This window comes from Flavobacterium sp. (assembly GCF_023151265.1).
In the GTDB taxonomy this organism is placed as follows: Bacteria; Bacteroidota; Bacteroidia; order Flavobacteriales; family Flavobacteriaceae; genus Flavobacterium.
In genome coordinates this window covers 16,562-36,546 of the sequence record NZ_JAKLJH010000029.1, presented here as the reverse complement: position 1 = coordinate 36,546, position 19,985 = coordinate 16,562, and the positions used below count along the sequence as shown (strand labels likewise).

At 33.0% G+C, this 19,985-nt stretch carries 18 protein-coding genes and 2 tRNA genes; 14 read left to right on the top strand and 6 right to left on the bottom strand.

Annotated features, from left to right (window positions below; all coding sequences use genetic code 11):
• The first annotated feature begins 20 nt into the window (after positions 1-20).
• From L6Q46_RS04225 to L6Q46_RS04175, 11 genes are all read left to right on the top strand, one after another.
• Positions 21-572 (top strand): hypothetical protein, encoded by a 552-nt coding sequence (locus tag L6Q46_RS04225; RefSeq protein ID WP_291283258.1) that lies wholly within the window; start codon positions 21-23, stop codon positions 570-572.
• 103 nt (positions 573-675) lie between these two features.
• Positions 676-1,734, top strand: coding sequence for a nucleoid-associated protein (locus L6Q46_RS04220; protein WP_291283257.1), 1,059 nt, complete (start codon positions 676-678; stop codon positions 1,732-1,734).
• A gap of 142 nt (positions 1,735-1,876) precedes the next feature.
• Positions 1,877-2,536, top strand: coding sequence for a TetR family transcriptional regulator C-terminal domain-containing protein (locus L6Q46_RS04215; RefSeq protein WP_291283256.1), 660 nt, complete (start codon positions 1,877-1,879; stop codon positions 2,534-2,536).
• A gap of 4 nt (positions 2,537-2,540) precedes the next feature.
• A complete protein-coding gene (locus tag L6Q46_RS04210; protein ID WP_291283255.1) occupies positions 2,541-3,851 on the top strand; it encodes an AarF/UbiB family protein in 1,311 nt (436 codons plus the stop codon).
• A gap of 129 nt (positions 3,852-3,980) precedes the next feature.
• Positions 3,981-4,877, top strand: coding sequence for an ABC transporter ATP-binding protein (locus L6Q46_RS04205; RefSeq protein ID WP_291283254.1), 897 nt, complete (start codon positions 3,981-3,983; stop codon positions 4,875-4,877).
• 6 nt (positions 4,878-4,883) lie between these two features.
• The gene (locus tag L6Q46_RS04200; protein WP_291283253.1) at positions 4,884-5,735 is read left to right on the top strand and encodes an ABC transporter permease; all 852 of its coding nucleotides are present in this window, start codon (positions 4,884-4,886) and stop codon (positions 5,733-5,735) included.
• A gap of 16 nt (positions 5,736-5,751) precedes the next feature.
• Positions 5,752-7,773, top strand: coding sequence for a choice-of-anchor L domain-containing protein (locus L6Q46_RS04195; RefSeq protein ID WP_291283252.1), 2,022 nt, complete (start codon positions 5,752-5,754; stop codon positions 7,771-7,773).
• 44 nt (positions 7,774-7,817) lie between these two features.
• Entirely contained in the window at positions 7,818-8,828 is a 1,011-nt protein-coding gene (locus L6Q46_RS04190) for a bifunctional oligoribonuclease/PAP phosphatase NrnA (RefSeq protein WP_291283251.1), read from the top strand.
• Between the two features lie 2 nt (positions 8,829-8,830).
• Positions 8,831-9,388, top strand: a complete 558-nt coding sequence (gldI, locus tag L6Q46_RS04185; RefSeq protein WP_111566804.1) for a gliding motility-associated peptidyl-prolyl isomerase GldI — start codon at positions 8,831-8,833, stop codon at positions 9,386-9,388.
• 6 nt (positions 9,389-9,394) lie between these two features.
• Positions 9,395-10,483, top strand: coding sequence for a peptidylprolyl isomerase (locus L6Q46_RS04180; protein ID WP_291283250.1), 1,089 nt, complete (start codon positions 9,395-9,397; stop codon positions 10,481-10,483).
• An 8-nt stretch (positions 10,484-10,491) separates the two neighbouring features.
• Entirely contained in the window at positions 10,492-11,502 is a 1,011-nt protein-coding gene (locus tag L6Q46_RS04175) for a peptidylprolyl isomerase (RefSeq protein ID WP_291283249.1), read from the top strand.
• Between the two features lie 49 nt (positions 11,503-11,551).
• Here the strand turns inward: L6Q46_RS04175 and L6Q46_RS04170 are convergent, their stop codons facing one another.
• From L6Q46_RS04170 to proS, 6 genes are all read right to left on the bottom strand, one after another.
• Positions 11,552-11,983, bottom strand: a complete 432-nt coding sequence (locus tag L6Q46_RS04170; protein WP_111566807.1) for a hypothetical protein — start codon at positions 11,981-11,983, stop codon at positions 11,552-11,554.
• Positions 11,984-12,028: 45 nt separating this feature from the next.
• Positions 12,029-13,828: a translational GTPase TypA gene (gene typA, locus L6Q46_RS04165; RefSeq protein WP_111566808.1), complete on the bottom strand. Its 1,800-nt coding sequence runs from the start codon at positions 13,826-13,828 to the stop codon at positions 12,029-12,031.
• A 144-nt stretch (positions 13,829-13,972) separates the two neighbouring features.
• Positions 13,973-14,224: a 30S ribosomal protein S20 gene (gene rpsT / locus L6Q46_RS04160; RefSeq protein ID WP_026724626.1), complete on the bottom strand. Its 252-nt coding sequence runs from the start codon at positions 14,222-14,224 to the stop codon at positions 13,973-13,975.
• Between the two features lie 156 nt (positions 14,225-14,380).
• Positions 14,381-14,452, bottom strand: a tRNA-Glu gene (locus L6Q46_RS04155).
• A 30-nt stretch (positions 14,453-14,482) separates the two neighbouring features.
• A tRNA-Glu gene (locus L6Q46_RS04150) sits at positions 14,483-14,554 on the bottom strand.
• 116 nt (positions 14,555-14,670) lie between these two features.
• Positions 14,671-16,149 (bottom strand): proline--tRNA ligase, encoded by a 1,479-nt coding sequence (gene proS, locus L6Q46_RS04145; protein ID WP_291283248.1) that lies wholly within the window; start codon positions 16,147-16,149, stop codon positions 14,671-14,673.
• 101 nt (positions 16,150-16,250) lie between these two features.
• On the opposite strand from proS, the gene L6Q46_RS04140 reads away from it, so the two are divergent.
• From L6Q46_RS04140 to rimO, 3 genes are read left to right on the top strand one after another with little or no spacing between them, the layout of a single operon-like run.
• Complete coding sequence (locus L6Q46_RS04140) at positions 16,251-17,213, top strand: hypothetical protein (RefSeq protein WP_291283247.1); 963 nt, start codon at positions 16,251-16,253, stop codon at positions 17,211-17,213.
• Positions 17,214-17,236: 23 nt separating this feature from the next.
• Positions 17,237-18,706 (top strand): outer membrane protein transport protein, encoded by a 1,470-nt coding sequence (locus L6Q46_RS04135; protein WP_291283246.1) that lies wholly within the window; start codon positions 17,237-17,239, stop codon positions 18,704-18,706.
• A 1-nt stretch (position 18,707) separates the two neighbouring features.
• Positions 18,708-19,982: a 30S ribosomal protein S12 methylthiotransferase RimO gene (gene rimO, locus L6Q46_RS04130; RefSeq protein WP_291283272.1), complete on the top strand. Its 1,275-nt coding sequence runs from the start codon at positions 18,708-18,710 to the stop codon at positions 19,980-19,982.
• Positions 19,983-19,985: the final 3 nt, after the last annotated feature.

The following is a 19,985-nucleotide window of genomic DNA, read 5'->3' as shown; positions in this document are numbered from 1 at the left end:
TTCTTAAAATTTCAAAGATTATGATTTACAAATTCCGAGTGATTCTCGATGCTGAAGAAGATATTTTTAGAGATATTGCCATTGAAAGCGACAACACCTTAGAAGATTTACACAATGCTATCGTAAACGCTTTTGGCTTTGATGGAACAGAAACAGGTTCATTCTTTACTTGTGAAGACGATTGGACTTGGAACGAAGAAGACGAAATTCCATTGTTTGATACCGGAGAAGTTCCTGGTGAAATGAAAACGATGGTAGACTTCAAAATTGAAGATTTGATGCACCAAGACAATACCAAAATGGTGTATGTATATGATTTCTTTAGCATGTGGACATTCTTCGTGGAATTAGCTGCTATTGAAGAAGAAAAAGAAGCAGGTGAAACTTATCCAGCTTTATTATTTTCTCATGGCGAATTACCAGCAGAAGCAGGTCAAAGCGGATTAAGAGGTGATATTTCTAATGACGATATTTACGGTGACTTTGAAGACGATTTCGATGACGATGATTTCGACATGTTTGATGGCGATGACAGCTTCGAAGACATGGGATTTGAAGAAAATTGGAATTAAAAAATGGGTTAAAAGTTGATATGTTAAAAGCTTATAAGGAAAATACTCCTTACAAACTCTTTTAAACTTCTAAACTCCTAACCTTTTAAACTTAAATTTAAAAATGATCAACTTATTTAACGCACATATCGAAAACCTATCAATTCATAGGGTAGGAAATAAAAGCAGAAATGAAGCTATTTTCTTATCTGAAAATCCATACGGATTGAATGATGAAATCATGCCTTTGTTGAAGGAATTTTTCTTTAAACCTTTTAGAGAAAAAGAAGAAAACTACTTTCAGTTTGCTCATGAAGTAGATTTAGAATACAACGAGATGTACAATTTTGCTACCGAAGTTTTCAATAATCCTAGCGAAATTCACAACGTTTCTAAAAAAATCACAAAACACCTTTTTGAGCAATCAAATCATCCACATATTAAAAACGGAGAAGTGTATGTAGCCTATTTTACACACGTTTCTATCGATAATAATGTAGTTGATGCTATTGGTGTTTTCAAAAGTGAAGTACAAACCGATTTCTTACAATTTGAAGAAAACGGAAGCAACTTAGAAATGATTTTACAACAAGGAATCAACTTGAATAAGTTGGACAAAGGTTGTATCATTTTCAACTACAAAAAAGAAGAAGGCTACAAAATTTTAACCGTTGATAGCAACCGTTACGATGCACGTTATTGGTTAGAGCATTTCTTATCGGTTGATGCGTTTCAAGATGAAAACTTCATGACGAAGAAATACTTAAAATTCTGTCAAGAGTTTGCTAAAGAAGTTGTTTTACCTGCTGAAGACAAACAACAAGAAGTATTATTCATGAACCGTGCTATCAACCACTTTGCGAAAAATGATGAGTTTGAAGAAACGGCTTTCCTGAACGAAGTAATGCAAAATCCTGAGTTCATTCCAGAATTCAAAAATTATAAAGTAGATAAAGGTGCGAAATACAGCATCGAAGACGTTTCAAGTTTCCCAATTGCAAATGCTGCGGTTACTGATGTTCGTCGTACGTTAAAAAATACGATTCAATTGGATACGAATATCCAAATCAAATTGGATTTCATTAACCCAGAAAGTGCGGAGAAATTCGTGGAGAAAGGTTGGGACGAAGAAAAACAAATGTATTATTACTTGGTTTACTTTAACAAAGAGCAGAAATCGTAAACAGTTTACATACAAATTATTAAACCTCAATTACAGCAATGTACTTGAGGTTTTTTTTGAAAGAACTTTAACAAAATATTTTGTTTAACATTTTTGGTTTTAAATTAAACATTCTGTACCTTTGAGAAAAATATTTAGAATCATGGCAAAGAAGAAAGAAATAAACAAAGAAGGCATTTTAAGTTTATACATCGATTATTTCTTAGAACACAACAAGCAACCGAAATCGGTTTATTTGTTTGCCAAACATGCTGGTTTTGAGGAAGGTTTGTTTTACAAACACTATGCTTCTTTTAACCAAATTGAGCAAAACTTTTTCACTTCGCTGTTCGATAATACATTAGAATTATTAGGAAATAGTGAAGAATTCGCTTCTTACGATGCTCGCACGCAATTGTTGAGTTTCTATTTCACTTATTTCGAAATGCTAACGGCAAACAGAAGTTTTGTTGTTGCATTGTTGAAAGAAGACAAAAACAAATTGAAAAGTTTATCCAAACTAAGTGAATTAAGAAAAAGCTTCAAACAGTTTTACGACACTTTAGAAATTGAAAAAATCGATTTAAAACAAGAAAAATTAATCGAATTTCAAGAGAAAACAATTAGTGAAATGGCTTGGTTCCAATTTTTATTCACTCTAAAATTTTGGATTGAAGACACCTCAATTTCATTCGAAAAAACCGATATTTTCATTGAAAAATCAGTTAATACTAGTTTTGATTTAATGGATACTACTCCATTCAAAAGTTTAATTGATTTTGGAAAATTCATGTGGCAAGAAAGAAGCTCATTTAAAATGTAATCACATGAAAACAATCGATAGTATCCCAACATCAAAAATTCAACGTGCTTCTAAACTGATTCAAACCGGTGCAAAAGTAGGTGTGAATTATCTTAAATATTACGGTGACAAAATCACTAAAACCGAAGAAGAAGCCAAAGAAAATCTGAATTTAAACAACGCTTCTGACATTTACGACGGGTTAAAACAAATGAAGGGTAGCGCTTTGAAAGTAGCGCAAATGCTAAGCATGGACAAAAGTATTTTGCCTCGTGCTTATGTGGAGAAATTTTCATTGGCACAATTTTCGGTTCCACCATTATCGCCACCATTGGTAAACAAAACCTTTAAAAATTACTTTGGTAAACAGCCAAACGAAATATTTGACACTTTTAACGCCACTTCAATAAACGCTGCGAGCATTGGTCAAGTGCACCAAGCGAGCAAGGATGGGAAAAATCTTGCTGTGAAAATTCAATATCCTGGAGTGGCTGAAAGTATTAGTTCAGATTTGGCAATGGTAAAACCAATTGCGATAAAAATGTTCAATATTAAAGGAAAAGATTCCGATAAATACTTTAAAGAAGTTGAAGACAAATTGATTGAAGAAACCAATTACATCAACGAAGTCAAACAAAGTATTGAAATGGCCGAAGCTTGTCAAAACATCCCAAATTTGATTTTTCCAAAGTATTATCCAGATTGGTCTTCAGAGAAAATCATCACGATGGATTGGATGACAGGTGAGCATTTATCAGAATTCACTGCTCATAATACTGATACTGAAAAATCGAATATTTTAGGACAAACGCTTTGGGATTTTTATATGTTCCAAATGCACAATTTGAAAAAGGTACATGCCGATCCACATCCTGGAAACTTCTTAATAACGAAAGATACTAAACTAATTGCATTGGATTTTGGGTGTATCAAAGAAGTTCCGAATGATTTTTATGTACCGTATTTTGAATTGGCGAAAAAAGAAAACTTGAACAATCCTGAATTCTTTAAATCGAAACTTTATGAGTTAGAAATATTAAGAACAGACGATTCTAAAGAAGAAACCGAGTTTTTCACAGCAATGTTTCACGAATTATTAAGTTTATTCGCAAGACCATTTCATGCAGAAGAATTTGATTTTTCAGACGAAGAATTTTTCGGTCAAATTGCCGATTTAGGCGAACGCTATTCAAAAAGCACCGAATTAAGAAACATGAACGGAAATCGCGGTTCCAAACATTTCATTTATATCAATAGAACCTTCTTTGGTTTATACAATTTAATGCACGATTTAAAAGCTAAAAATGTAAAAATCAACAACTTTATACAATATTAATTTTGCTCCAAGTTTACTTAAAATCCCTGACCAAGCCATAATGTTAGGGATTTTTTATTTGCAATAAATTTAATCCGTAACAAATCTAAAATTCGTTCGTCTTATATTTAAATCAAAAAACGAACAAACTTGGAAACCATTTTAAAAATCTCGAATCTAAACAAGATTTTCAATAAACATTTGCACGCAGTTAAAAACGTGTCTTTTGAAATCAAAAAAGGAAATGTTTACGGAATTCTTGGACCCAACGGCTCTGGAAAATCAACCACTTTAGGAATTGTATTAAATGTTGTCAATAAAACTTCAGGCGATTTTGAATGGTTTGGCGGAAAAGTTGCAACACATGACGCCTTGAAAAAAGTAGGTGCCATCATCGAACGACCGAACTTTTACCCATACATGACGGCCAAAGAAAATTTGGAATTGGTTTGTAAAATCAAGGGGACGCCATTTTCAAAAGTAGACGAGAAATTAGAATTAGTAGGACTTTTAGAACGCAAAAACGACAAATTCAAAACTTATTCTTTAGGAATGAAACAACGTTTAGCTATTGCTTCTGCCCTATTAAACGATCCAGAAATCCTAATCTTAGATGAACCTACCAACGGTTTAGATCCGCAAGGAATTCGTCAAATTCGAGATATTATTAAAGTAATTGCATCACAAGGAACAACCATTTTATTGGCTTCGCATTTGTTAGACGAAGTAGAAAAAGTGTGTAGTCATGTGGTAGTTTTACGAAAAGGCGAAATGTTGTATCAAGGAACCGTGCATAACATGATTGAGAACAACAGTTTCTTCGAACTAAAATCAAATGATATTGTTCAATTAAAATCCGTTTTAGACCAACATTCTTTTATAGAAAACACTATTGAAGAAGATGGAAAACTTTTGGTGTATTTAAAACAAGACATTGCTGCTCAGGATTTGAATTCATACTTATTTGAGCAAAACATTGTTTTAGAACACCTTGTAAAAAGAAAAAACAGCCTTGAAGAACAATTCCTTGAATTAACAAAAAACTAACCACCGATGAAAAGATTACTTTCTATAGAATTTCAAAAAATTTGGAAAAACAAAGCCAGTCGCGTTTTATTATTAACCTATTTTGTCTTATTAAGTTTCATTGCCTTAATTGCTTCTATTAAATTTAGCATTGGAACTTTCGAAATCAGAATTGCTGACCAAGGAATTTTCAATTTCCCATACATTTGGCATTTTAATACTTATGTTGCGGCATTTTTCAAGATATTTTTAGCTATTGTAATTGTTTCCATGATGGCAAATGAATACACTTACGGTACGCTAAAACAAAACCTTATTGATGGTTTAAGCAAAAAAGAATTTATACTTTCTAAGTTTTTAGTTGTTGCTAGTTTTGCTATAGCTTCAACAGTTTTTGTATTCATAATGTCATTAATTTTAGGATATTCATTTTCTTCCTACAATGAATTATCAATCGTTTTCACAGACTTAGAGTATTTGTTAGCTTTTTTCATCAAACTTTTTGCCTTTTTCTCTTTCTGTTTGTTCTTAGGGATTTTAGTAAAACGAAGTGCTTTTGCTTTGGGATTTTTATTTGTTTGGTTTGTTGCAGAAAATATCTTTTATTGGATAGTAAAATTTGTAATCTTAGGTGGCGATGACAAACATAAAAACTTCGGAGACACTATTATTCAGTACTTTCCAATTGAAGCGATGAGTAATTTAGTAAAAGAACCAATCACCAGATTAAGCGCAATTAAAACAATAGAAAATGCAGTTGGAGGAGCTCAAGCCGCAAAAGATTACAGCATTCATTTCTCACAAATCAGCATTGTTTTAGTCTGGACATTTATATTTATTTTAACATCTTATTACATTTTGAAAAAGCGCGATTTGTAGTATCTTTGCCGATGCTATGAGTATATTAAAATATATCATTTTCTGTTTAATTTTTGGGCTTGGAATCCAATTTGGAAACGCACAAAATATTTCGGTTGATGAAAGTTACACCCCGCAAGATTTAGTTGAAGATATCTTAATCAACAGTCCTTGTGCTAACGTTTTTAATGTGAGTGTTTCAGGAGGAAATTTTGCCACTGGAGAAAAAAGTTTTGGCTATTTTGATGCTACAGGAACTACATTTCCTTTTGAAAACGGAATTATTCTTTCTACAGGAAAAATAAATAACGCTCCCGGACCAAATAGTTATCTTTCAGACGACGGTGGTGGCATGGGTTGGAATGGCGATTCTGACTTAAACGATGCTTTAGGATTAAGTAACACTTTTAATGCTACTGTTTTAGAATTCGATTTTATTCCCTTAGGAAATAGAATCAGTTTTGATTACATTTTTTCATCCGAACAATATTTAACAAGTCCATCTTCTAATCAATGTAATTTTACTGATGGTTTTGCATTTTTACTAAAAGAAGCAAGTGCTACTACCTATGATAATTTAGCCATAATTCCTGGCACAAATATACCCGTAAAAGTGAACACCGTTCGTGGTCCTGGCACAATTTGTCCGCCAGCAAATGCAGCTTATTTTGATGCTTTCAACGGAACTACTCATCCTACCAATTTTAATGGACAAACCACCGTTTTAACAGCCCAAGCCGATGTAGTTCCTGGTCAAACTTATCATATTAAATTAGTCATTGCAGATGAAGGAAATTACCGTTATGACTCAGCCATATTCTTAAAAGGTGGAAGTTTTAATTTCGGAATCGATTTAGGAGTAGACCGCTTAATTGCAACAGGAAATCCACTTTGTCCTGGCGAAACTTTAACTGTTGATGCAACTCAAGTTGGAGCAACGGGTTACCAATGGTTTCAAAATGGGAATCAAATTCTAGGCGCAATAAATTCGACTTATACTATTACATCAGCTGGAGATTATACGGTAGATATTTTTTATGGCACCACGTGTTCTCCGCCTTCAAATACACTTAAAATCGAATACGCAGAATCGTTAGTAATCAATCAGGATTTATTTACAGAATGTGATGCTGACGCAAATCAAGATGGCAAAACAGTATTTAATTTAGATAACATTAAAAATCTATTATTTACTAATCTTCCTGCAGGTTATGTCGTTTCATTTTTTGAAATTCCTACAAGCACAACTGCTTTGCCAACAAATTATACCAATACAATTCCAAACAATCAAACCATTTATGCCAGAATCATGAATGTTCAAGGTTGTTATTCTGATTATCCTGTGAATTTAGTAGTAAATATATTTGATACAATTTTAGTAGATGAAACTATCGGTCTTTGCGAAGATTCTATTTTAACTTTAGATGCTGGAAGCGGATTTTCATCTTACGAATGGAATACAATTCCACCACAGTTTACCCAACAAATCACAGTAAACTCAGGAGGAATTTATGAAGTAACACTTACCAATGCTTTAAACTGTTCTAAAACTAAAACGTTTACCATTGAAGCATCAGGAATTGCAACAATTGAAGATATAATTATTAACGATTTTCAAGAAAATAATTCAGCAATTATTCAAGTTGCTGCTTCAAGTTTAGGTGATTATGAATTTTCTTTAGATGGAGTTAACTATCAAGATTCTAATGTTTTCAGCAATCTGAATGCAGGCGAATACACGGTTTATATTCAAGACAAAAAAGGTTGTGGTATTGTTTTCGAAACGTTTTACATTTTAGATTATCCAAAATATTTCACTCCAAATAATGATGGGTACAACGATACTTGGTATATTAAAAATCTCGAAAAACGAAATTTAGAAAATAGTATTATTACCGTTTTTGACCGATATGGAAAATTACTTAAACAAATATCAGGTTCGAGTGAAGGCTGGAACGGAACTTTCAATGGAAATCTTTTACCTGCAAGCGATTATTGGTTTGAAATCAAATTAACAAACGGCAAATCGGTAAAAGGACACTTTACATTAAAACGTTAGGTATAATAATTGCAGAATAGCTTACAAAATAATATATTCGCAGTATGATGCAAATACACGAAATTGAAGCTATAAAATCGCTTTTAGCTACACCAAAAAAAATTACAATTGTACCACATAGAAATCCAGATGGAGACGCTATGGGTTCAACTTTAGGCTTATATCACACATTAAAACAATTACAACATGAAGTAATTGTTATGGCTCCAAACGAATTTCCCGATTTCTTAGATTGGTTACCAGAAAGCGAAAAAGTTATAATTTTTGAACGCAGTTTTGATACTTGTAAAGCCATTTTAGAAAAAACTGAATTACTTTTTACATTAGATTTTAACGCTTTGCATCGAACTGGTGACCAAATGGAAAATGCACTGAAAACACTAACAGTTCCAAGTGTAATGATTGACCATCATCAAGCGCCAGATGGTTATGCAACATATACTTTTTCAGATACCGCTTATGGTTCAACTTGTGAAATGGTGTATGATTTTATTCACCAATTAGGCTTTGAAAATCTAATCAACAAAACAGTTGCAACGTGTTTATATACTGGAATTGTTACCGATTCTGGAAGTTTCCGTTTTCCAAAAACTACCAGTGCTACTCACAAATGTGTTGCCAATTTAATTGAAAAAGGCATCAACAACAGCGAAATTCATAATTTACTTTTCGATAATTCATCATACAATCGTTTGTTGTTATTAGGAAAAGCTCTTCAGAATTTGAAAATGCTTCCTGAATACAAAACAACTTATATTACTTTAACCCAAGACGAGTTAAACGAATTTGGGCATCAAAAAGGAGATACAGAAGGAATCGTAAACTACGGTTTAAGCATCAAAGGAATTGATTTTACTGCCATTTTCATCGAAAACAAAGAAGAAGGAATTATCAAAATTTCATTCCGTTCACAAGGTGATTTTGATGTAAATCAATTTGCGCGAAATCATTTCAATGGAGGTGGACACATCAATGCCGCTGGTGGAAAATCTTTTTCAAATTTAGACGAAACGATACAACAATTTATTGCTATTTTAGCAACAGAAAAAAAATAATTATGAAAATTCAAAACCTATTCCTATTTGGAGCAATGATTTTCTTAGCAAGTTGTTCGCAACAGCAACAAGCTAGAAAACCTATTTCTCACACTTCAGGAACTTTCATAAAAGAATCTATTGAGCGAAACAAAATATTAATCGCTGACGAAGAAGATTTAATTGCTGAAATTATTAAAAACGATTCTTTAAAATCATACATCGCTTCAAACAAGGGATATTGGTACAAATACGAAACAAAAGTAGACGAAATTACACCTACTCCTAAAAGAGGTGATATTGCTTTTTTTGATTATGAAATCAAAGATTTAAAAAGCAGAATTATTTACACAATTGCCGATACAAAACCTCAAGTTTATTACGTAGATAAAGAAAACATTATGATGGGATTGCGAGACGGAATCAAATTAATGAAAAAGGGAGAAACTGTCACTTTCTTGTTTCCATCACACATGGCGTACGGCTATCATGGTGATGATAAAAAAATTGGGACTAACGAACCTCTAATTTGTACTGTAAGTTTAAACGATATAAAAGTTGATACTCAAGCTAAAAATTAATACCTAATGAAAATTACTTCCATTTTATTATTAAGCATTGTTACATTTTTTGCTTCCTGTTCGAAATCTTATGACAACCTTAAAGAAGGTTTGTATGCCGATATTGAAACCTCAAAAGGAAACATGATTGTAAAATTAGAATTTGAAAAAGTTCCGAATACAGTTGCTAATTTCGTAACCTTAGCCGAGGGAAAAAATCCTTTCGTAAGCGAAGAATTTAAAGGAAAACCTTTTTACGACGGATTAAAATTTCACCGTGTAATTGCTGATTTTATGATTCAAGGTGGCGATCCGAATGGAGATGGTTCTGGTGGACCAGGTTATAAATTTAAAGATGAATTTCATCCTGATTTAAGACATTCAAAAGCCGGGATTTTATCAATGGCTAATGCTGGACCAAGTACTAATGGAAGCCAGTTTTTCATCACTCACAAAGAAACACCTTGGCTAGATAATATGCATACTGTTTTTGGTGAAGTAGTTGAAGGATTAGAAATCATTAATACTATCACTGCTGATGATGTGATAGAAAAAATCACAATTATTAGAATTGGAAATACGGCTAAAAAGTTTGATGCCGTAAAGATTTTCAAAAACTACTATTCTTCGGTTGCTAAAGAAATTAAAGAAGCAGAAGAAAAAGCAAAGCAAATTATTGAAAATAAAGCTAAAGAAATTACCACTTTAAAAGCAACAGGAACCAAAACAAAATCAGGTTTAATTTATCAAATCATTAAAAAAGGTGGCGATAAAAAACCTTCAAATGGAACTCAAGTTAATGTTAATTACGCTGGATATTTAGAAAACGGTCAGCTTTTTGATACGAGTTACGAAGATGTTGCAAAATTATTTGGGAAATTTAATCAACAAAGAGCACAACAAGGTGGCTATACTCCTATTCCATCAACAATAGGAAATCTTCAATTTATTCCTGGATTTATTGAAGGAATTAACATGATGAACTTTGGAGACAAATTAATGTTGTATATCCCTTCAGAATTAGGATATGGTCAAGAAGGCGCTGGTGATGTTATCCCTCCTAACGCAAATATTGTATTTGAAGTGGAACTTTTAGAATTTAAACCAACAAACTAAAAAATAAAATGAAAAACATTTCTAAATTATTAATACTAGTGTTAAGCTACACCACATTTTCTGTAGCACAAAACAAAACACAAGAAGGAATTTTTGCTGAATTCAACACAACAAAAGGAAAAATTGTAGCAACTTTAGAATACAAAAAAACACCTGTTACAGTTGCTAATTTTATTTCGCTTGCTGAAGGGAAAAATCCAAAAGCAGATGCGAAATTTAAAGGAAAACCATACTATAACGGTTTAAAATTTCACCGCGTTATCGCTGATTTTATGATTCAAGGTGGTTGTCCTGATGGAAAAGGTTCGGGTGGTCCAGGTTATAAATTTGATGATGAAATTGTTGCTGATTTAAAGCATTCTGGTAAAGGAATTTTATCAATGGCAAATGCTGGACCAGCTACTAACGGAAGTCAGTTTTTTATCACTCACAAAGCTACACCATGGTTAGATGGAAAACACACCGTTTTTGGACATGTAACTAGCGGATTAGACATTGTTGATAAAATTGTACAAGATGATATAATTACTTCTATAAAGATTATTAGAGTAGGAAAAGAAGCTAAAAAATTCAATGCCGAAAAAACGTTTGCTGATTACTTTGTAAAAAAAGAAGCAGCTGAAAAATTAGCTGTAGAAAAACAAAAAGAAGCTAAAGAAAAAGCTTTAAAAGAATTTGCAAATGCAGCAACTACACCAAGTGGTTTAAAATATATTGTATTACAAGAAGGAACAGGAAACAAACCAGTTGCAACAAGTAACGTTAAAGTACATTATACAGGAATGTTATTAGACGGAAAAGTTTTTGACAGTAGTGTACAAAGAGGAGAAACTATCGATTTTGGCTTAAACCAAGTAATTAAAGGTTGGACAGAAGGTGTTCAATTAATGCCTGAAGGTTCTAAATACAAATTCTATATTCCTTCTAATTTGGCTTATGGTGAAAGAGGTGCTGGCGGTGTTATTCCTCCAAATGCAGATTTAATTTTTGAAATTGAATTAATCAAGATAAACCAATAAATAAAAAAGCCGCTAAGTTAATTAGCGGCTTTTTTTATACTTACTTGAATTAAAATCTCCAGTCAAATTCGTCTTTATCACTAAAAACAGCTCCTACTTCAATCTTAACAATTTCGTTATAATCTACGTGGAAAAACACCCAGTTTTCCTCGTTAAAATAACTTATCATTCCTTCTATCGTATCGGTTTCAAATGGTTTAATTTTATTTTTTTCCAAAAGCGGATACACATCACTCCAATTTTTACCAATTACAGTTGTATTGAACAACTTAATAATCGGATTTGTTGTTGTCATATATCCTAATCTAAAATCTTCTTCTTTATAAAAAATCAAGCGAAGTTTTCTAGCGTTATACATGAACACAACATTCTCTTCTTCATCTTTATATTGCGTATCGGGTTTACCCAAAATTTTAGTAACATCTTGCTCTTTCATTCCGAAAAGCAAATTGTCAATTCCGTACTTTAATTTAATTTCCATTCTTGTTTATGCTAAAAAATCCCGACTTTCATCGGGATTTAAAAATTATGCTATTTTGAAACGTTTTCTATCGTTTTCATTCAAATAGATTTTACGTAAACGTAACGATTTTGGTGTTACCTCAACATATTCATCTTTTTGAATGTACTCTAATGCTTCTTCTAATGAGAATTTGATTGCAGGAATAATTCTTGCTTTATCATCATTTCCAGAAGAACGTACGTTTGTTAATTTTTTAGTTTTAGTTACATTCACTACCATATCATCTCCACGTGAATTTTCACCAATTACCTGACCTTCGTAGATATCTTCATTCGGGTCAACGAAGAATTTACCTCTGTCTTGTAATTTATCAATAGAATAAGGAATTGCTTTTCCGTTTTCCATAGAAATTAATGAACCACCTAAACGTCCTGGAATTTCGCCTTTGAATGGTTGGTAATCAATAAAACGGTGCGACATGATAGCTTCACCAGCTGTAGCTGTTAATAATTGATTTCTTAATCCGATAATTCCACGAGATGGAATGTTGAATTTGATAATCATACGCTCACCTTTAGGCTCCATAGATAACATTTCACCTTTACGGATCGTTACAAATTCTACGGCTCTACCTGAAAGATTTTCTGGTAAATCAACTGTTAATTCTTCAATTGGCTCACATTTAACACCATCGATTTCTTTGATGATAACTTGTGGTTGTCCAATTTGTAACTCATATCCTTCTCTTCTCATCGTTTCAATTAAAACTGATAAGTGAAGTACACCACGACCAAATACTAAGAATTTATCAGCAGAATCAGTTTCATTAACTCTTAATGCTAAGTTTTTCTCTAACTCTTTGTTCAAACGATCTTTAATGTGACGAGAAGTTACAAATTTTCCTTCTTTACCAAAGAAAGGAGAATCGTTAATAGTAAATAACATACTCATTGTTGGCTCATCAATTGCAATAGAAGTTAAAGCTTCTGGATTTTCAAAATCAGCAACAGTGTCACCAATTTCAAAACCTTCTAAACCTACAATCGCACAGATATCACCTGCTACAACTTCTTCTACTTTTTTACGACCTAAACCTTCAAAAGTATGTAATTCTTTAATTTTTGATTTGCTTATTTTTCCATCTCTTTTTACTAAAGAAATATTCATTCCTTCACGTAAAACACCTCTTTGTAAACGACCAATCGCGATACGACCTGTAAACGAAGAGAAATCTAAAGATGTAATTAACATTTGAGGCGTTCCTTCAGAAACTTTAGGAGCTGGAACATGTTCCAAAACCATATCTAATAAAGGCTCAATATTTTCTGTTTGATTTCTGAAATCATCAGACATCCAGTTGTTTTTAGCCGAACCGTAAACTGTTGGGAAATCTAACTGCTCTTCAGTTGCACCTAATTCAAACATTAAGTCGAAAACTTTTTCGTGAACTTCTTCTGGAGTACAGTTTTCTTTATCTACTTTGTTAATAACCACACAAGGTTTTAAACCTAAGTCAATCGCTTTTTGTAATACGAAACGCGTTTGTGGCATTGGTCCTTCAAAAGCATCTACTAAAAGACAAACACCATCTGCCATATTAAGTACACGCTCTACTTCACCACCAAAATCGGCGTGACCTGGAGTATCGATAATGTTGATTTTTGTTCCTTTGTAAGTTACAGAAACGTTTTTAGAAGTAATAGTAATACCTCTTTCACGCTCTAAGTCATTATTATCTAAGATTAAATCTCCTGTGTTTTCGTTTTCACGAAACAACTGACAGTGGTACATGATTTTATCAACCAAAGTAGTTTTACCGTGGTCAACGTGGGCAATAATTGCGATGTTTCTAATAGAAGTCATTTATAAAATTTTTGAAGGTGCAAAGGTAATGTTTATTTTGATAAAAACACTATAGTAATCAATACTTTAGTAGAAATAACATAATAATAACGTATAAAAAAAGCCCTCAAAATGAGAGCTTTAGTATATTTCACTAACAGTAGACTATAAAGAAGCTACGTGTTTAGTTAATTTAGATTTTAAGTTAGAAGCCTTATTATCGTGGATAATATTTTTCTTAGCTAATTTATCAATCATAGAAATTACAGTTGATAATTTTGCAGAAGCCTCAGCTTTGTCAGTAGCTAAACGAATAGCTTTGATAGCGTTACGAGTAGTTTTGTGTTGGTATCTGTTTAATACTCTTCTTTTCTCGTTACTTCTAATTCTTTTTAAAGCAGATTTATGATTTGCCATTTTGTTCTTTTTTTAATTGTAATAATTGTTATAAACTACTAGTTAAAAAAGAAAAACCTCCCACAATTACATTTGCAATCACTTTGGTTTTAACTAATAAAATAATAACCGAGACACCAATTATTATTTTATAAAACTTATTTACAACTAATTTTGTAGCCCGTAGGGGAATCGAACCCCTCTTACCAGGATGAAAACCTGGCGTCCTAACCGATAGACGAACGGGCCATTAACCAATTCTTTTAATCTCAATATTTGTAGCCCGTAGGGGAATCGAACCCCTCTTACCAGGATGAAAACCTGGCGTCCTAACCGATAGACGAACGGGCCATCTCATACTCTGAACTCTTAAAGACCTCATTTCTGTAATGCGAGTGCAAAGATAAACACATTTTTTATTCCTGCAATAGCATCAATATTTTTTTTTCGCTTTTTTTACTATTTTTTTAGTAAGCCTTTGCAAATAAGACTCTTCCGGTTGAAGGCTTTCCTGTTAAAACACAAGTCCCAGCTTCTTCTACTCTATCTAAAGCGATACAACGGATAGTTGCTTTTGTTAATTCTTTGATTTTTTCTTCTGTTTCTGCAGTTCCATCCCAATGTGCCGCTAAGAAGCCACCTTTTGTGTCTAAAACTTCTTTAAACTCTTCAAAAGAATTCACTTCCGTAATGTGAGTATCTCTGTAATCCAATGCTTTAGCAAACAAATCATTTTGAATCGTTGCTAATAAATTTTGAATGTAAGCTACTACTCCTTCTTTAGCAACTACTTCTTTTGATAAATTATCTCTACGCGCAATTTCGTAAGTTCCGTTTTCTAAATCGTTTGGTCCAAGAGCAATTCGCACCGGAACACCTTTTAATTCCCATTCTGCAAACTTGAATCCTGGTTTTTGAGTATCTCTATTATCGTATTTAACTGAAATACCTAATTTTCTCAATTCAGCAACTAAACCATTTACTTGTTCAGAAATTGCATCAAACTGCTCGTCTGTTTTATAAATTGGAACAATCACTACTTGAATTGGCGCTAAGTTTGGAGGCAATACCAATCCTTTATCATCTGAATGCGTCATAACTAAAGCTCCCATCAAACGTGTTGAAACACCCCAAGAAGTTCCCCAAACATGTTCTTGCTTTCCTTCTTTATTAGCAAATTTAACATCAAAAGCTTTAGCAAAATTTTGACCTAAGAAATGTGAAGTTCCCGCTTGCAACGCTTTTCCGTCTTGCATTAACGCTTCAATACAATACGTTTCATCAGCTCCAGCAAAACGTTCTGTTTCCGTTTTTAAACCTTTGATAACTGGAATTGCCATAAAATTTTGAACGAAATCAGCATACACATTCATCATTTTTTCAGATTCTTCAATCGCTTCTTGACGTGTTGCGTGAGCCGTGTGTCCTTCTTGCCATAAAAATTCAGCTGTTCTTAAAAACAAACGCGTTCTCATTTCCCAACGAACCACATTTGCCCATTGATTAATTAGCAAAGGTAAATCTCTGTACGATTGCACCCACCCTTTGTAAGTTGACCAAATAATAGCTTCAGAAGTTGGACGAACGATTAACTCTTCTTCTAATTTAGCATTTGGGTCTACCATTAATTTCCCTGGTCTTTCCTCATCATTTTTCAAACGATAATGCGTCACAATGGCACATTCCTTAGCAAAGCCTTCAGCATTTTTCTCTTCTGCTTCAAACATGCTTTTTGGAACAAACAAGGGGAAATAAGCATTACTATGTCCTGTTTCTTTAAACATTCTATCTAGTTCAGCTTGCATTTTTTCCCAAATTGCATAGCCGTATGGTTTAATCACCATACATCCTCTTACTCCTGAATTTTCTGCTAAATCAGCCTTTACGACTAGTTCGTTATACCATTTGGAATAATCTTCCGCTCTTGTTGTTAAGTTCTTGCTCATTATGAATATTTTGGCACAAAAATTGTTTGTATAAATTTTAACTAATTTGTTTGGCAAAAATAGTTAAATTTGAAGTGTCCAACAATAAAAAAATAAGAGTTATGAAAACTTATTACTTGTTTACCAAAAAAAATGCCATATTTTCTTTGTTTGGATTATTGGCAATAATCACAACTTCATGTGGTTCCTATCAAAATTCATCCTACTATGATAATGATGGAGTTTATGGTTCTGAAAGATCTAACACAGTAGTTGAAAATAAATATTCTGAGCAAAATTTAGAAAAATCTAATAAATATGCTGAGCAATTTAAAACAATGCAACAGGATTATTCCTATTTTACTGACGTAGATAGTTATCAATCTCAAGAAGCTCAAGATACTGTTGTAACCGTTTATAGAAATGAATCTAACAACAATTATGCTGGATGGGGCAATAACTCATCTGATGTAACCATCAATTATTACAATAACGGTTGGGGCTGGAACAACTGGTATTCTCCATATTGGGGAATTGGATGGAATTGGGGTTGGAACTCTTGGTATGGAAACAACTGGGGATGGGGATGGAACTCTTGGTACGGTCCTGGATGGGGCTGGGGTTGGAATAATTGGTATGGCCCAGGATGGGGAGGTTACTACGGAGCTGGATGGGGATGGAACGGATACTATGGTTATGGCAGAGATGTTGTATACAATGGTGGAAGAAGAGGCGGATCTGCTTATCATAATCCATCTAGAGGAAGAGATAACTATTCAAATGGAAGAACAAACACTTCTAGACCAAACTTCAACAGTACAAGAAGTACTCCTAGAACAAGAGAAAATGGTACAAGATCAAATGTAACACCAAGAACTCCAAGAGAAAATTCAACTGGAACTCCTAGAAATAACAACTATTCTACCCCTAGAAGCAACAACAACTCTACTCCTAGAACTAACAACAACTATTCTACTCCTAGAAGCTCTTCTGGAGGTAGTTTTGGTGGAAGCCGAGGAGGTAGTTTTGGTGGTAGCTCTGGAGGTGGTCGTTCAGGTGGCGGATCTAGAGGCGGTAGAGGTTAATTATTTAATAGTATAAAATGTATATGAAAAAGATATTTTTAATTGCAGCACTTAATATTTCATTTCTATCAATTGCTCAAGAAATGACAACCGCGGATGCACTTAGATACGCTGTTGAAAACATGAATGGAACCGCTCGATTTAGAGGGATGAGTGGTGCTTTTGGAGCTGTAGGTGGCGATTTATCGGCTATAAGTATTAACCCTGCTGGTTCATTATTTTTTAATAATAATTTTGCAAGTGTAACAGTTTCTAGCTTTAATAATAGTAATAATGCTAATTACTTTGGAACAAAAAGCAAAGAAAACTTTAGTACTTTAGACTTAAATCAAGTTGGAGCAGTACTAGTATTTAGTGATGCATCTGGAAAATCTGATTGGAATAAAATTTCTGTTGCACTAAATTATGATAACACAAATAATTTTGACAACAGAATGTTTATTGCCGGAAGAAATCCTTCTAACTCAATTTCACAATATTTTGTTGATCAAGCTAACTTTATAGCAAACACCCCATTTAATGATTACCAATACGAAATGGGTTATGATACTTACATAATAAACCCATCTGAAGACGATCCTAATGTTTTTGTCTCTAATGTTTCGCCAGGAGGCAATTATTATCAAGATTATTTCTCAACTTCTAATGGATACAATGGAAAATTAACGGCAAACGTAGCTACTAGCTATAAAGACAAGTTATTCTTAGGAATAAACCTTAACGCACATTTTACTGATTATGTAACCACAAGTCGCCTTTATGAATATAATAGCAACCCCGAAAACCCTAACACTCAACCAACAGTTCGAGAAATTGTTTTTGACAATCAATTAAGCACTTATGGTTCTGGTTTTTCGTTTAATTTAGGTGCTATCTACAAAATAAATGAATCGTTACGAATTGGAGCAGCTTATGAATCACCAACATGGTACAGATTAAATGATGAATTAGTTCAGGATTTATATACTTATGGAAATGTTAATGTTCCTTCTGGAGATGAAAACCGTTCCTACGCAAGTCCGATTTTTGTTTTTCCAACATACAAATTGAGAACTCCAAGCAAAATTACGGCAAGTGCAACCTATATTTTTAACAAAAAGGGATTAATAAGTATTGACTTAGCTGAAAAAGATTACAGCAACACCGAATTTAAAAACACGAATCAAAATGATTTTAGAGATTTGAATTCTCAAATGAGTCTAGAATTGAAAAAAGCTTTTGAACTAAGAATTGGTGGCGAATACAAAATTAAACAATGGAGTCTTCGTGGCGGATATCGTTTTGAAGAAAGCCCATATGAAACTGGAGATATTATTGGAGACTTAACAGGATATTCTGCTGGAGTTGGATACAATTTTGGAGAAAGTAAATTAGATTTATCTTACGCAAATTCTCACAGAAATTACAATCAGAATTTAATTTCTTCAGGAATGACAGATACTGCTAGAATTAGAAACGTTCAAAACAATGTAAAAATCGTTAAAGAAAAATAAAATCAATGTAATTACTCTTGGATGTTCTAAAAACACTTACGATAGTGAAGTTTTAATGGGACAACTAAAAGCCAACGGAAAAGATGTAGCACACGAAGAAGAAGGCAATATCGTGGTAATTAACACTTGTGGTTTTATTGATAATGCAAAGGAAGAATCGGTAAATACGATTTTGGAATATGTAGATAAAAAAGATCAAGGCTTAGTAGATAAAGTATTCGTTACCGGATGTTTATCTGAAAGATACCGTCCTGATTTAGAGAAGGAAATTCCTGATGTTGACCAATATTTTGGAACTACAGAATTACCTCTTTTATTAAAAGCTTTAGGAGCTGATTACAAACACGAATTATTAGGAGAACGTTTAACTACAACTCCAAAAAATTACGCCTATTTAAAAATTGCGGAAGGTTGTGATAGACCTTGTAGTTTTTGTGCGATACCGTTAATGCGTGGAAAACACGTTTCGCAACCTATTGAAAAATTGGTAAAAGAAGCGGAAGGTTTGGCTAAAAAAGGAGTAAAAGAATTGATATTAATTGCTCAAGATTTAACTTACTACGGATTAGATTTATACAAAAAACGTAATCTTGCCGAATTACTAGAAAACTTAGTAAAAATTGAAGGGATAGAGTGGATTCGCTTGCATTATGCATTCCCTAGTGGTTTCCCAATGGATGTTTTAGATGTAATGAAACGCGAACCAAAAATTTGTAATTACATTGATATTCCGTTACAACATATTTCAGATGATATTTTAAAATCGATGAAACGCGGAACAACTAAAGAAAAAACAACAAAATTATTACAAGAATTTAGAGAGCGTGTTCCTGGAATGGCAATTAGAACTACTTTAATTGTTGGATATCCTGGCGAAACACAACAAGATTTTGAAATTCTTCGTGATTGGGTACAAGAAATGAAATTTGAGCGTTTAGGTTGTTTTACGTATTCGCATGAAGAAAACACAGGTGCTTTTGTCTTAGAAGATGATGTTCCACAGGAAGTAAAACAAGCACGTGCTGCTGAAATTATGGACTTACAATCGCAAATTTCTTGGGATTTAAATCAGGAGAAAATTGGACAAACTTTTAAATGTGTTATCGATAGAAAAGAAGGGCAATACTTCATTGGAAGAACTGAGTTTGATAGTCCAGATGTGGATAATGAAGTATTAGTTGACGCTTCTAAATACTATTTAAAAACAGGTGATTTTGTAAACTTAAAAGTAATAGATGCTACAGAATTTGATTTGTATGCAGAACCAATATCATAAACT

Coding starts and splice junctions, on each gene's coding strand:
- L6Q46_RS04225 (WP_291283258.1), top strand. CDS start 21: ATGATTTACAAATTCCGAGTGATTCTCGATGCTGAAGAAGATATTTTT.
- L6Q46_RS04220 (WP_291283257.1), top strand. CDS start 676: ATGATCAACTTATTTAACGCACATATCGAAAACCTATCAATTCATAGG.
- L6Q46_RS04215 (WP_291283256.1), top strand. CDS start 1,877: ATGGCAAAGAAGAAAGAAATAAACAAAGAAGGCATTTTAAGTTTATAC.
- L6Q46_RS04210 (WP_291283255.1), top strand. CDS start 2,541: ATGAAAACAATCGATAGTATCCCAACATCAAAAATTCAACGTGCTTCT.
- L6Q46_RS04200 (WP_291283253.1), top strand. CDS start 4,884: ATGAAAAGATTACTTTCTATAGAATTTCAAAAAATTTGGAAAAACAAA.
- L6Q46_RS04195 (WP_291283252.1), top strand. CDS start 5,752: ATGAGTATATTAAAATATATCATTTTCTGTTTAATTTTTGGGCTTGGA.
- L6Q46_RS04190 (WP_291283251.1), top strand. CDS start 7,818: ATGATGCAAATACACGAAATTGAAGCTATAAAATCGCTTTTAGCTACA.
- gldI (WP_111566804.1), top strand. CDS start 8,831: ATGAAAATTCAAAACCTATTCCTATTTGGAGCAATGATTTTCTTAGCA.
- L6Q46_RS04180 (WP_291283250.1), top strand. CDS start 9,395: ATGAAAATTACTTCCATTTTATTATTAAGCATTGTTACATTTTTTGCT.
- L6Q46_RS04175 (WP_291283249.1), top strand. CDS start 10,492: ATGAAAAACATTTCTAAATTATTAATACTAGTGTTAAGCTACACCACA.
- L6Q46_RS04170 (WP_111566807.1), bottom strand. CDS start 11,983: ATGGAAATTAAATTAAAGTACGGAATTGACAATTTGCTTTTCGGAATG.
- typA (WP_111566808.1), bottom strand. CDS start 13,828: ATGACTTCTATTAGAAACATCGCAATTATTGCCCACGTTGACCACGGT.
- rpsT (WP_026724626.1), bottom strand. CDS start 14,224: ATGGCAAATCATAAATCTGCTTTAAAAAGAATTAGAAGTAACGAGAAA.
- proS (WP_291283248.1), bottom strand. CDS start 16,149: ATGAGCAAGAACTTAACAACAAGAGCGGAAGATTATTCCAAATGGTAT.
- L6Q46_RS04140 (WP_291283247.1), top strand. CDS start 16,251: ATGAAAACTTATTACTTGTTTACCAAAAAAAATGCCATATTTTCTTTG.
- L6Q46_RS04135 (WP_291283246.1), top strand. CDS start 17,237: ATGAAAAAGATATTTTTAATTGCAGCACTTAATATTTCATTTCTATCA.